This is a genomic window from Streptantibioticus silvisoli, assembly GCF_027947535.2.
GTDB classification, from domain to species: Bacteria; Actinomycetota; Actinomycetes; order Streptomycetales; family Streptomycetaceae; genus Streptantibioticus_C; species Streptantibioticus_C silvisoli.
Genome location: NZ_JAAGKO020000028.1, coordinates 44646 through 57998, shown reverse-complemented (window position 1 = coordinate 57998; position 13353 = coordinate 44646). Strand labels below are relative to the sequence as shown.

The following is a 13353-nucleotide window of genomic DNA, read 5'->3' as shown; positions in this document are numbered from 1 at the left end:
ACACGCGTCACGCGCCCCGCGGCGGAGCGGAAGAAGACGGACCCCACCGGACCCACCACCAAATCCCCCAACCGCTGACCGCCAACCGCCGACCGCCGACCGCCGACCGCCGACCGAAGAGATTCCCCTCCGCCCCTTGCGCAATTTCACTGGAGAGCATGAGTATTACCCCGGCGAGCCCGGGACAGCGACCCCTCCGTGGTCCGGTCCTGTGCTCAAGGGGCGGTCCGTCCGTTCCCGCGGCCCACTCTCCGGCTTGGAGTACTCATGTCGACCCCACCCCCACACCCCGGTTCCGATCCCCTCCCCACCCGCGGACGGGCGGTCACCGCGCGCCGGCTCGCCGTCGCGCTGGCCCTGTCGCTGTCCGCGCTGGCCATGAGCCCCCCGGCCCACGCCGCCCAAGCAACGGCCACCCAAGCCCCGGCGACCCCGGCAACAGCAGCCCACGCAACGGCAACCCACGCGCCGCAGGCCGTCGCCCCTCAGGCCCCGCGCCGAGCGGATCTTCCCGCCGGCACGCAGTTCTACGTCAACCCCGACTCCCAGGTCGCGCAGTGGGTCGGCGCCAATCCCGGTGACTCCCGGGAGCCGGCGATCGCCTCCCGGATCGCCTCGCAGCCGCAGGCCACCTGGTTCGCCGACTACGACCCCGACACGATCACCTCGCAGGTCGGCGCGGTCACCTCGGCCGCGGCGGCGAACGGGACCACGCCGGTACTCGTGGCGTACGAGATCCCGGACCGCGACTGCGGCGGCCTGTCCTCCGGCGGGGCACCGGACGTCGCGAGCTACGACAGCTGGATGCAGGGGTTCGCGGCCGGGCTCGGCGGCGGACCGGTGGTGGTGATCCTGGAGCCGGACTCCCTGTCGTCGACCGACTGCCTGGACGCGCAGGGGCTGGCTGACCGGGACGCCGCGCTCTCCCAGGCCGGCGCCACCCTGCACTCCGCCGACCCCGACGCCCGGGTCTACTACGACGCCGGCCACTCCGACTGGCACGACCCGGCCGACCAGGCGAACCGGCTGCGCGCGGCGGGCGTGACGACGAACGGCGACGGGATCTTCTCCAACGTCTCCAACTTCGAGACCACCTCCGACGAGGTCACCTACGACACCTCCGTGCTCGCCGACCTCGGTGACGCCGCGCTGCACGCCGTCGTCGACACCAGCCGCAACGGCGCCGGGCCCTCCCCCGACCAGAACTGGTGCGACCCGCAGGGCCGTTCGCTGGGCACCGCGCCGACCACCGGCACCGGCGACCCGCTGATCGACGCCTACCTGTGGGTCAAGGCGCCCGGCGAGTCCGACGGGTGCGCCGACGGCGCCGGGGTCTTCGACCCGGATCTGGCCTACGCGCTGGCCACCGACTGAGCTCCTCCGGCGGCGCGGCCCCCCACCCGCGCCGCCGGAGGCCACGGCACCGCACCTCCCAGGGAGACGTCATGGGACTCATGAGATCCACCCACGCCAGGAGATGGCTGAGCGTCCTGGGCGCCATCTGCCTGTTCGCACTGCTGCCACCGACCGCCTCGGCCACCCCGACGGCAGCGGCCACCACCGCGACCCCGACCGCTCAAGCCGCGGCCACCCCCGCCCCCACCCCGGCCGACGACACCCCGGCCGACGACACCACCACCACCGGCAACGCCACGCACTTCGACGGGCTCGGCACCCCGTACGGCGGGTGCGGCATCCCGCAGGCCGACCTCGACTCGCAGGACTTCGTCGCGCTCAACGTGTTCAACACGCCCGACGACCCGGACTACAACACCCGTCCCGTCCCGGCCCAGGACGCCGCCAAGATGGGCAGCTGGCAGAACGGCCTCAACTGCGGGCGCTGGGTGCGGGTGAACATCGGCGACTACTGCGACGGCACCAACGACGGCGCGTGGAACGAGCCGTTCTGCCGCGACGGCGGCGGCTGGACGGCGGACGCGTACAACGGCGCGACGCTGACCATGCTGGTCGCCGACAGTTGCGCCGACCCGAACGCCTGGTGCCGCCAGGACCCCGGCCACCTCGACCTGGCGACCGGCAGCCTGAACCGGTTCACGCTGAACGGCTCGCCGGTCGGCGACCTGTACCCCGACCACTGGAACAACCGGCAGATCTCCTGGTCGTTCGTGCCGGCGCCGGACTACTCGGGGGACATCTCCGTCGCGTTCATGCAGAACGCCTCCGCCGACTGGCCGGCCGTCTCCGTCAACCACCTCCCCAACGGCATCCACGGGGTGGACTACTTCGACGGCGGCTCCTGGCACAGCGCGAGCATGAACTCCGACATGGGCCAGTCCTACGTCCTGCAACCGGACTCACCGGGCGGTACGCAGTACACGATCCGGGTGTACGACGCGGACGGCGACCTCGTGCAGGGCGGCCGGACCTACACCTTCGACCTGCCCTCCGACTGCGGTGGCGGCTGCGCCAACGCCTACAACCCGGTCAGCTACACCACGGGCTGACCGCTCCCCGGCCGGCCGGGCTCCCCGGCGTCCCCCACGCCGCCGGGTGGTCCGGCCGGCCCACCCCGTGTCCCGAGCCATCCCTCGCTGACGTGGTCGAGGGCCAGCCGTACCGCGCCGAGCACCACCCCCTCGTCGCCCAGCGTGGAGACCCGCACCTGCGGGGTGCGCACGCACCAGCGGTCGAGTTCGGCCACCAGCGGCTCGACGATCAGGTCCGCGGAACGGGAGAACCCGCCGCCGACCACGACCAGTTGGGGATCGAGCATGAGCACCAGCGCGGCCACCCCGACGCCCAGGTCACGCACGTACCTGCGCACCGCCGCCACCGCGGACCGGTCGCCGTCGCGGGCCGCCGCGAACACCGCGCCCAGGCCGGGGTCGGCGTCCGGATCGGCACCCGGACCGGCGTCCGGGTCACCGGCCACCGCCCCGGTGCCGTGTGCGGCCAGCCAGGCGTGCAGGTGCTCGGGGGCGCGGATCCAGCCGGCCTCCGGCAGGGTGCGGATCTCACCGGCCGCGTTGCCGAACCCCCGCAGCAGCCGGCCGCCGACGATCAGGCCGCTTCCGGTGCGCAGCCCGGCCAGCAGGTAGACCACGTCGTCGGCGAACCGGGCCGCGCCGCGCCAGCGCTCGGCGTAGGCCGCGAGCTTGCTGTCGTTCTCCACCAGCACCCGCCCGGGGACCAGCCGGCCCACGTGCGCGGCCAGGTCGACGCCGGTCCACTCGGGCAGCGAGTCGGAGAACATCACCCGGCCGGTGCCGTCGACCAGGCCGGTGGTCGCCACCCCGCAGGCCCACAGGTCCTCGGCGGCCACCCCGGCCCGTTCCAGGCACTCGCCGATCACCCGGTCCACCGCGGCGAGCCGCTGCCTGCGGCCCATCCCGGGCGTCACCGCCGTTCGGGCGCCGGCCTGCACCTCACCGTCCAGATCGGCCAGCACCGCCAGCACCTTGTGGCCGCCGACGTCCACCCCGAGCACCCGGCCCGCGTCCACCCGGAAGCGGAAGCGCCGCGCCGGGCGGCCGACCGTGCCGGTGGTGCGCTCCGCCTCGGCGAGCCAGCCCTGGCCGACCAGTTCGCGCACCACGTCCTCGGTGGAGGCGCGGGACAGGCCGGTGCGGCCGGCGATCTCGGTCAGGGTGAGCGGCGCCTCACCGCGCAGTACGCCGATGACCGCCCTGGCGTTGAGCTGACGCAGCCGCGACAGGTCTCCGCCTTCGGGTTCCTCGTTCACTGGAAACGCTCTCCCGCACATCGCGCCGCTGTCTTGACCAATTTCACTGGTCTCCAGGATTATAAGTCGGGTACTCGGCTCCCGCAGCACCCAGGCCGTCTCCGCGGATCGGGGTGATCAGGGAGCGACGTCCGGTGCGGCGCACTGCCGTGCCGTGCCGTCCGGCGCGCCGCACTGACGTGCCGCGCAAGGCGCCGGAGCGTTCCGACCGTCGGTCGCACCGGGACGTTACGGCAACGCCGCGATGCTCCGTAACGGGCGTCGCGAGTCCGCCGGTATCCGCAAGACCTGCCTCAGCAGTCCGTTCGTCGTCGCACTTCCCCCCTCCGACACCGAAGGACCTCTCATGAGAAGACCGATACGCACCGCTTTCGCCGGTGCGGCGCTCGCCATCGCGCTCGTCGCCGGCTTCGGCGGCTCGCCCGCCAGCGCCCTCCCCTCCGCCGGCGCCCCCTCCGCCGGCGCCGCCCCGGCCGCCGCCGGCTCCCAGCAGATCGCCGTTCCCGCGTACTTCGACCCGGGGCAGAAGTGGGACACGCTCACCCAGGGCGCCGGGACCGTCGGGCTGGCGGTCGCCAATCCCGACTCCGGGCCGGGCCAGGACTTCGACAGCGGTTACGCCGACGCCATCCGGTCGGCCCACGACGCCGGGGTCAAGGTACTCGGATACGTCGACACCGGATACTTTGGAACCAGCGGCCGCGAGACCCGGTCCGGCCAGACCTCGGTCAGCGCGTGGCAGACCCAGGTCGAGCAGGACGTCGACACCTGGTACAGCCTCTACGGAGGTGACGGCCTCGACGGGATCTTCTTCGACGACGCGCTGGCCGACTGCGGCAGCGGCAACGCCCACGTGCAGCTGTACATAGACGTCAAGGACTACGTCAAGCAGCACAGCGGTGCCTACGTCGTCGACAACCCGGGCACCGGCGCCGAGCAGTGCTACACCCAGGCCGCCGACACCCTGGTGACCTTCGAGGGCAGCTACTCCGACTACACCGCCTGGACCCCGCCGTCCTGGGAGGCGTCGGCCGCCCCGAGCCAGATCTGGCACCTGGTCTACGACGCCTCCGGCCAGTCGCAGCTGGACCAGGCGATGTCGCTGTCGAAGTCGCGCAACGCCGGCTACGTCTACGTGACCGACGACGTGCTGGACAACCCCTGGGACACCCTCGCCTCGTACTGGACCGGCGAACTGTCCGACGCCGGCTGACCGGGACGGGACACCAGGCACGTGAGAGCGGTGACAAGCCCATGAGCGACGAGAATCCGGTGAGCGACGACAGGCCCGTGAACCACGGGAAGCCCGCGAACCGCGTCAAGCCCGTGAACCGCGTCAAGCCGGTGCGACCGAGGATCGCGGGCGTCCGCCGGGCACTGCGCGGCCGCACCCTGGTCGTCATCATGGTGGCGGCGCTCGCCGTCCCCCTCGGACTGACCGCGTCGGCCGCCGCCTCGGCGGCCGGCCCGGTGTCCGTCGTCTACGACCCCGGACCCACCAACCGCTGCTGGGAACTGGTCCAGGAGGACGACCCGAACCCGCTGCCCGCCCTCTCCCCGCTCCAGGACTCCAGCGGCTGCGCCGCCGACGCCGACCCGACCCGGGACGACACCAGTTGCGCCGACTTCGCGTACCCGGACTGCCCGGCGTGGCGGCTGCACACCTACGACTGGGACTACACCGACGACTTCGGCAGAACCCCCGGGTACGACTTCCAGGTGACCGGCGGCGCACCGCTGACCATCGCGATGGACAACGACAACGCGGAGACGGCCGACCCGTGCACGCTGCGCGAGACCGCCTTCTCGTACGAGTACCCGTCCAGTTCGATCCGCCGCAAGCCGGACTGGAGCGCCTACCAGCTCACCGACGGCGACCTGACCGTCTCCTACGACGCCGACATCCAGCAGAACGGAGGCTTCACCTGCGCCAGCGAGAAGCGCGCCATCCTGACCACCGACCTGATCTACTCGGTCGGCTCGCAGACCTACGTGCTGTCGGTGGTGCACTTCGACCCGGGCCACTTCACGCCGATCCAGCAGGGCGGCTACTACTGGTGGAACAACTGCGACGGAGGCTGCCGCCTCACCGTGCCGGGACAGCAGCTCACGGCGGGCGCCGACGGCACGGTCACCGTGGACTTCACCGCCCTGCTCAAGCAGTACGCGCCCTACCTGGGCAACGCCGACGGCACCTTGCCGGCGAACGCCCAGCTCACCGCGATCCAGATCGTGGCGAGCAACAAGGGGAGTGATACCAGCACCCGGTTGACGAACGTCGCCGTCAACCTCACGCCGACGGGCTGAAGGTCACGCCCGGCGGCTGACGTCAGCCATTCCCACGGCTGACGTCAGCCGCAGCCCCGCCGGTTGACGTCAGCCCCCGGGGCCGGCGTCACCCTCACCCCCAACGGGTGACGTCAGCCGCCCGGTTGACGTCAACCTCACGCCCACAGGCTGACCGGGCGGTCCATCAGGGTCAGGCGGATCGCGGCGGCGATGTCGGCGGCGCCGACCAGGCGACGGGCGTCGGGGACCGGTGCGTAGGCCACCGGCAGGTCCTCCCAGGCCACGTGCTGCGGCGGCGCTTTGAGCGCGGGATGCACGACCTGCGCCGCCGCCATCACCACCGCGGCGAACGAGCCCGTCCGGTGGGCGTTGTCGCACACGACCAGCCGGCCGGTGCGGGCGGCCGACTCCAGCACGGTCTCCAGGTCCAGCGGGGCGACCGTCCGCGCGTCGATCACCTCCACCGAGATCCCGTCCCCCGCCAGCCGCCGGGCGACCCGCAGCGCCTCGGGCACCAGGGAGCCGACCGCCACCACCGTGACGTCGTCGCCCGGCCGGACGACCCCGGCCACTCCCAGCGCGACGGCGTACGTCCGGTCCGGCACCGGCGCCGGACCGTCAGCGGTGCCCGCGCCACCGGCGCCGTTCGCGCCCGTGACGCGGCCCGCGCCGTCCTCGTCGACCACCAGCACCGCCGGGTTCGGGTCGCGCACCGCGGACAGCAGCAGCCCCCGGGCGTCGTCCGGGGTCGACGGCACCGCGATCTTCAGCCCCGGGATGCCCAGCAGCACGGCGTGCGCGGCCCGCGACGGGGCCGGCGCCCGGTCCGCCGCCGCCACCAGGCAGACCAGCGGCACATCGACGGCGCCGCCCGACATCGAACGCAGCCGTCCGGCGTGCTCCAGCGGACCGGCGAGTTCGGCGACCGCGTCGCCGTCGAGCAGGTCGGCCACCGGACGCAGGCCCAGCGCCGCCGCTCCGGCGCAGACGCCGAGCAGCACGGCACCGGACATCCGCGCCTCACGCACCCGGTCCCCGCCGAACTCCGCCTCCAGGGCCCGGAACGCGCCGTCGGCCCGCGCTCCCCGCCCGCCCCGCGTTTCGCCGTACCGCCCGCCCTGCCGGACCACGACCACGCAGTCGTCCTCGGCCATGGCGTCCCCCAGCCCGTCCCACACCGCGGCGGTCACGGCGGCGGCGGTCCGCGCCGGGTCGTGCGGCCCGGTGGCGGCAACGGCCCGCGGCCGGTCGCGTGCCGGTGACGGGCGGGTGCGCGGCCGCGGTTCGGCGAACAGGCGGTGGAACGCCTGGTCGGGGTCGGCGGACCGGCTCGCCTCGGCGAACCGGATCGCGGCCCGCGCGGCGGCGGACTCCTCCCGCTCGATCGCCCGCAGGCTCCCGGCGTCCAGTACCCCGCGGGCCGTCAACCGCTCGGCGTACGCGGCGACGGCACCGGCCGGCGACTCACCGGCCAACCGTTCGGCGCCCGCCGTGCCCACCGCCAGCAGGCACGGTCCGCCGCCGTCCCGGGCGGTGCGCGCCGCCCGGTCCACGGCGCGGCGCACCGCCTCCACGTCGTGGCCGTCGACGAATCCGCCGTCCCCGGCAGGGGCCGCCGCGCGGACCTGGTGGAGGAGGACGACCGGCAGGCCCAGGTCGCGGGCGAACCGCAGCGACTCGTGCAGTTCCGCGGCGGCGTCCTCCCGCTCCCCGCAGAGGACCAGGGTCACGTGGCCGCGGCCGAGCCGCAGGTCGGCCCAGGCGGCACCGACGGCGGCCGGCAACGCCCGCTCCCCCGGTCCGTTGGCCCCGATGAACCCGAGTCCGGCGTCGAAGGCGAACGCCGGGCCGCCGGCGCCCCGGCAGTACCCGTCCGTCCCGCCGAGCAGTTCCGCCAGGAGCCGGTCCGGCCGCGCGCCCCGGGCGATCAGCGGCCCGTGGCCGAAGTCCACCGCCGCGATCCGGTCGCCCGGCCGCAGCGCGGCGCACGAGCCGACGGCCAGCGCCTCGCCCCCGTACGGCAACGGGCGGACCGCCGGCGCCAGGCCCCGGTCGGCCAGCAGGGCGGCGGCCTTCTCGAAGTGCCGGACGCGGATCATCGACCGCAGCATGCGCCACGTCTCCCGCGGCGGCCATGGTCCAGGTGGGGTCTCGTCCATGTCGTCCACCACTTCCTGGTCTGCGGCTCGTCCCGCGATGAGCGCGCTTGCGGAATTCGGGGCTCCGAGCGTGCCAGTCGCCGGGGAGCGGGACACCGGTGGAAGTCCCTAGGTGTGGTTGGAACGAACAGGACCGATGGGGCGAAGACCTGCCGGATCGGTCCCGCGGCCGGCGGGCGGCCGGGTCCCCGGCGGCCGGCCGGCGCTCGATTATCATCGGCGGCACCAGGACGACCGTGGGGGAACCGATGGCTGACGACGTTCGCGGCGGCGGCCTGCCCCGGCTCCGTCAGCTCAACTCCCGTTCCGTCCTGCGGGTCCTGCGCGGTGAGCCGGGCCTCACCCTGACCGAGATCTCCCGCCGCACCGGGCTGTCGCGTGCCTCGACCGAGGACGTCGTGGCCGAGTTGTGCGCCCGCGGCTGGGTCACCGAGGCGGTCCCGACCTCGGGGAAGGTGGGCCGCCCGGCCCGCCGCTACCGCTTCCGCGCCGAGGCGGGCCGCGTCCTGGGCGTCGAGGCGGGCGCCCGCCGCGTGGTGGCGGTCGTCTGCGACCTGGACGGCGTCGTGCTGGAGTCCGCGCGGGTGGCGGCCACCCCGGCGCAGGACCACGGCGCCCGGCTCGCGGCGGTCGACGAGGCCGTGGCCCTGGCGCTGGCCGGGGCCGGGCTGCGCGGCGGCGACATCTGGGCCACCGGGGTCGGCACCCCGGCCCGGGCGGAGATCCCGGACCGGGGAGAGATCCCGGGCCAGGGAGAGATCCCGGGCCAGGGGGAGGCTCCGGACCGGGAGCAGATCGCGGACCGGGCGGCCGGGGCGGTGGCGGGGCGGGCCCGCGGTGACCTGCGCGCGCACCTCGGACGCACCGTTCCCGGCACGGTCCTGGTCGAGGAGGACAGCAGGCTCGCGGTGCTCGCCGAGTGCTGGCACGGCGCCGCCCGCTACGCCGACAACGTGGTCGGCCTGTACGCCGGGGAGACGGTCGGCCTGGGCCTGATGGTGGAAGGCCGCCTGCACCACGGTTTCGGCAACGCCGCCGGCCGGCTCGGCGTCCTGCCGGCCTTCGGCTGGTCCAGGGCCGGGGAACGGCTGGCGTCGTGGCGGCCGAAAACGGTCGGCGGTCCCGGCGGGCCCGGTCCGGACGTCTTCGGCGCGGCCGGGTCCGGCGACAGCTCCGCGAAGGCGGCCGTACGGCGCTACGCCGGCGACCTCGGGGTGGGCGCCGCGGCCCTGGTCCTCACCCTCGACCCTCAACTGGTCCTGCTCGCCGGGCGGTTCGCCGAGGCCGGGGAGGTCGCCGTGGAGCCCTTCCGGCGGCAGCTCGAACGCCGGTGCCTGCGCATCCCCGAGATCCGGCTGTCCACGCTGGGGGACCGCGCGGTCGCGCTGGGAGCGGCACGGCTGGCCCTCGACCACGTGGCCGACCTCGGCGTCGGCGGCCAACTCGCCTCGCCGCCGCCGGTGTCCTCGTAACGGTGTCCTCGTAACGATGTCTTCGTAACGGATGGCGTGGGGACCGTTGGCGTGGGGGCCGACGACCTCGCGGTATGACGTGGCGACCGACGGCCTCGCGCCGGCGACCTCGCCCCGATGACGTGGTGCCCGTCGGCGCCCACCGCCGCCGCCCGCACCTCCCGCGCAATCCCACCCCGCCCCTCCCGTCCCTCCCGCACCATTGCCCCCATGGCACCACCTCGTGACCGGAGACCCCGTGACCAGGGGCGCCGTCCCGTGGTATTCGTTTTCTGTGGTCGTTTTCCGGCCAGCCGACGGTGGTGGAACAGACCCGGTGGGTCATCCGATCAGGAGGTGACCGAAGTCCAGCAGCCCGGCCCGCGTGCCCCCTCTCCCTCGCCGCAGACCGCCCAGGGCCCCGGTACACCGCCGGGTTTCTTCGGCCGGCGGGAGCAGTTGCTGCGGCTGCACGCCGCGGCCGACGGTGCCCGGCGCGGCGTGCCGTCCCTGGTGGTGCTGCACGGGCTGCCCGGGGTCGGCAAGACCGCCCTGGTCAGGCGGTTCACCGACGAGATCCCCGACTTCACCGTGCTGGCCGGCCGGGCGACGCAGGACGTGTGCGAGACGCCGTACGCGAGCGTGGAGCGGCTGACCGCCCGGTTGCCGGCGCCGGAGCGCGCCGGGTTCCCGACACTGTCCGGTGCCGGGGGCGACGCCGCCGCGCCGGCCGTTGGCGCGGAACTGCTGCGCCTGGTCGACCGGCTCCAGCGCGCCGCTCCGGTGGCCCTGGTGCTGGACAACGCGCAGTGGGCGGACGCCGCCTCGCTGGACGTGCTGGCGTTCACGCTGCAACGCCTGTGGCAGGAACGGGTGTTGGCGATCCTGACCCTGCCGCACTGGCCCCCGCCCTGGGAGGAGCGCGTCCGGCAGGCCCTGGAGGGCGTGGAGCACACCAGCCGGATCCACCTGGCCGGTCTGACGGCCGCCGAGGTGGAGGCGATGGCCGTGGCCGTACGGGGTGCGGCCGTCGGCCGGGCGACCGCGGGGCCGCTCCACGCGCGCACCGGCGGCCACCCGCTCTACCTGAGCACCCTGCTGGCCGACCGGTCCGGCGCGGCCGAGGCGGGTCCCGGCGGCGGCGCGCGCATGCCGCCCGACCTCGCCGCGGCGATCCTGCGCCAGGTCACCGGGCTGCCGCGGGAGCACGCCGAGGTGCTCGCCGTACTCGACGTGCTCGCCGTGCTCGACGGCACGGTGCCGCTGCCGCTGCTCACCTCGGTGCACGGCCGCGAACCGTGTGCCGCCGCGCTGGAGGCGGCGGTGGACACCGGGCTGATCGAGTGGGCCGCCGGCGGCGACGGGCCGCCCGCGGTCTCCTTCCACCACGCGTTGCAGCGCGAGGCGGTCTACCGCGCGATGTCACCGGCCCGCCGCCGCTCGCTGCATCTCGCGGCGGCCGACGTGCTGGACCGGCCGTCGGCGCTGGCCCACCGGGTGGCCGCCGCACAGGCCGGCGACCCGCGACTCGCCGCCGAGCTGTGCGACCTGGCCGCGCAGGAGACCGCCGAGGGACTGCTCGCGCAGGCCGCGACCCACCTGCTGTGGGCGTCGCGCCTGCTCGGCCCGGCGCCCGGCGAAGGCGGCGATCCGGCGGGCGGCAGGCTGCTGTGCGGCGCGATACGGCTGCAGTTCTGGGCCGGACTGGACGCCGAGAACCTCCGGCTGCTCGACGAGGCCGCCGCCCTGCCCCCGTCACCGCTGCGGGACGAGGCGATGGGCCTGCTGGAGATCGCCGTCGGCCGCCTCACCAGCGCGCAGACCCTGCTCGGCCGGGCCAGGGACGGCTTGCGGGCGCAGCCCCGGCAGCCCCCGGAGGCGGTGGCGGTGGCGATCGAACTGGCCGCCGTCTGCCTGGTCCTGGGCGCGATCGAGGACACGGAACGCATCGCCGGGGAAGCGATGGACCTCGCGGGGCGGGACGGGACGGCGGAGGGGGCCGCCGGCGGGACGGCGGAGGGCACCGCCAGCGGGACGGCGGAAGGCGCCGCCGGCGGGACGGCGGAAGGCGCCGCCGGTGGGACGGCGGAGGGGGCACCGGACGGGTCGGTGGATGCCGGGGCGGACACGGCGGCAGACGGAGCGGCGGGCGCGGCGGTGGAAGGGACCGCGGACGCTGCGGTGGAAGAGACCAGGGCAGGAGCCGCGGACGGGACCACCGACGGAGCACCGGACGCGGCGGCGAGCCAGGCAGCGGAGGGAGCCACAGCCCCGGCCACGGACACCGCGGAGGACGCGAAGACTGCCCCGGACGCCGCGGCGCACGCGACAACCGCCCAGAACGGCACCGCGGCGAGCACTCGCAACCGCACCACGACAACCGCCCGCAACCGCACCGCGGCGACCGCTCCGAACCCCACTGCGGCCGGCGGCGACCCGTTCGGGAGGGCCTGGGTGCCGCCCGGCATGCTGGGGTCGGCCCGCGCGTTCCATGCCTACGGGCGCGCGCTCCAGGGGGACGGGACGCGGGGGCTCGACGCCCTGGACTACCTTCCGCTGCGGCCGGACAGCGTCGCGGACGAGGACCTGCCCGGCCTGGTCTGCCGGGGCCAACTGCGGGTCGGCGCGGGCCGGTTCGCCGAGGCCGAGGCGGACCTGACCGCGGCCACCGCGCGGACCCGGCCGGGCGGGGCGCGGGTGCTGGGGCTCAGCAGCAGGATCCACCTGGGGACCTGCCGTTTCCTGTCCGGCGACTGGAACCGTGCGGCGCGCGACGCGGAGATCGGCCTGACCATGGCCGGGTCGCGCGGCCGCAGCTTCGACCGCGCCGTGCTCTACTCGCTGCTCTCCACGGTCGAGGCGGCGCGCGGCGACCACGAGGACGCCGAACGGCACATCGGCGACGCGACCGACGAAGCCAGGTCGCTCGACTACGTCGGCCCGTACTTCCACATCGCGCTGGCCCGCGCGATGGGCGCACGGGCGCGCGGCGACCACCACGGCGTGCTCGACGCGCTGAGCGGCGTCGCGGGGAACTCCGCATTTCCGGAACGCTCCCGGCTCTTCGCCGCCTGGTGGCTGCCGTTCCTCATCGAATCGCTGATCGGCTGCGAGCGGCTGCCGGAGGCCCGGATGGCGATGGCCTTCCTGGCCCCGGCGGCGGAGCAGGTCGGGCATCTCGCGGCGGCGTACGGCTGGTTGACCGGCCGGCTCGCCGAGGCGGAGGGCGACCTGCGGGCGGCGGACGAGGCGTACCGGGCGGCCGGCGCGGCCTGGCGCGGCGGCCAGGACGTGCCGCTCTACCGCGGGCTGCTCGAACACCACTCCGGGCGCTGCCTGGTCCTGCTGGGCCGGCGGGAGGAGGGTCGGCGCCAACTCGGCCTCGCCGGGGCGACGTTCACCGCTCTGGGGGCGCTGCCCTTCCTGCGGCGGTGCCAGGACGACGTCGTGGACCTCGGCCTCCCCGGCGGCGGCACCGGTTTCGGGGACTCCCCGCTGTCCGCCAGGGAACGCGAGGTCGCCTCCCTCGTCGGCCGCGGCCGCACCAACCGGGAGATCGCCGAGGCGCTCTTCCTCAGCGTGAAGACCGTCGAGTACCACCTGCGCGGCATCTTCACCAAGCTCGGCGTCCGCAACCGGAGGGAACTTCGCGACCACGTGCAGAACGGCGGCTGACCCCGCCGTGGGGGCCGCGACCGGCGAGGTCACGCCCCCACCGGTGCGGACCGCCGGCGCGGCCCCCACCGGGTAA

The 13353-nt window shown here is 75.1% G+C and carries 8 protein-coding genes; 6 read left to right on the top strand and 2 right to left on the bottom strand.

Annotated elements, in window-relative coordinates:
- Positions 1-267 precede the first annotated feature (267 nt).
- The gene (locus POF43_RS19620) at positions 268-1374 is read left to right on the top strand and encodes a glycoside hydrolase family 6 protein (RefSeq protein WP_282704673.1); all 1107 of its coding nucleotides are present in this window, start codon (positions 268-270) and stop codon (positions 1372-1374) included.
- Between the two features lie 71 nt (positions 1375-1445).
- Positions 1446-2465, top strand: coding sequence for an RlpA-like double-psi beta-barrel domain-containing protein (locus POF43_RS19615; RefSeq protein WP_282704672.1), 1020 nt, complete (start codon positions 1446-1448; stop codon positions 2463-2465).
- Here POF43_RS19615 and POF43_RS19610 read toward each other — a convergent pair.
- Positions 2450-3703 carry an ROK family protein gene (locus POF43_RS19610; RefSeq protein WP_271324980.1) on the bottom strand — a complete coding sequence of 418 codons (1254 nt, stop codon included), beginning with the start codon at positions 3701-3703 and terminating at the stop codon, positions 2450-2452. The two genes, POF43_RS19615 and POF43_RS19610, sit on opposite strands and share 16 nt — an antisense overlap.
- A gap of 346 nt (positions 3704-4049) precedes the next feature.
- On the opposite strand from POF43_RS19610, the gene POF43_RS19605 reads away from it, so the two are divergent.
- The gene (locus tag POF43_RS19605; RefSeq protein ID WP_271324979.1) at positions 4050-4916 is read left to right on the top strand and encodes a spherulation-specific family 4 protein; all 867 of its coding nucleotides are present in this window, start codon (positions 4050-4052) and stop codon (positions 4914-4916) included.
- 77 nt (positions 4917-4993) lie between these two features.
- On the top strand, positions 4994-6010 hold the full coding sequence (locus POF43_RS19600) for a hypothetical protein (RefSeq protein ID WP_282704671.1): 1017 nt from the start codon (positions 4994-4996) through the stop codon (positions 6008-6010).
- A gap of 137 nt (positions 6011-6147) precedes the next feature.
- On the opposite strand, the gene POF43_RS19595 is transcribed toward POF43_RS19600, so the two are convergent.
- Positions 6148-8151, bottom strand: coding sequence for a transketolase C-terminal domain-containing protein (locus POF43_RS19595; protein ID WP_282704670.1), 2004 nt, complete (start codon positions 8149-8151; stop codon positions 6148-6150).
- A 248-nt stretch (positions 8152-8399) separates the two neighbouring features.
- Between POF43_RS19595 and POF43_RS19590 the strand changes: the two genes are divergently transcribed.
- Both POF43_RS19590 and POF43_RS19585 read left to right on the top strand, forming a co-directional pair.
- A complete protein-coding gene (locus tag POF43_RS19590) occupies positions 8400-9623 on the top strand; it encodes an ROK family transcriptional regulator (RefSeq protein WP_271325616.1) in 1224 nt (407 codons plus the stop codon).
- Positions 9624-9959: 336 nt separating this feature from the next.
- The gene (locus POF43_RS19585) at positions 9960-13277 is read left to right on the top strand and encodes an AAA family ATPase (protein ID WP_282704669.1); all 3318 of its coding nucleotides are present in this window, start codon (positions 9960-9962) and stop codon (positions 13275-13277) included.
- Positions 13278-13353: the final 76 nt, after the last annotated feature.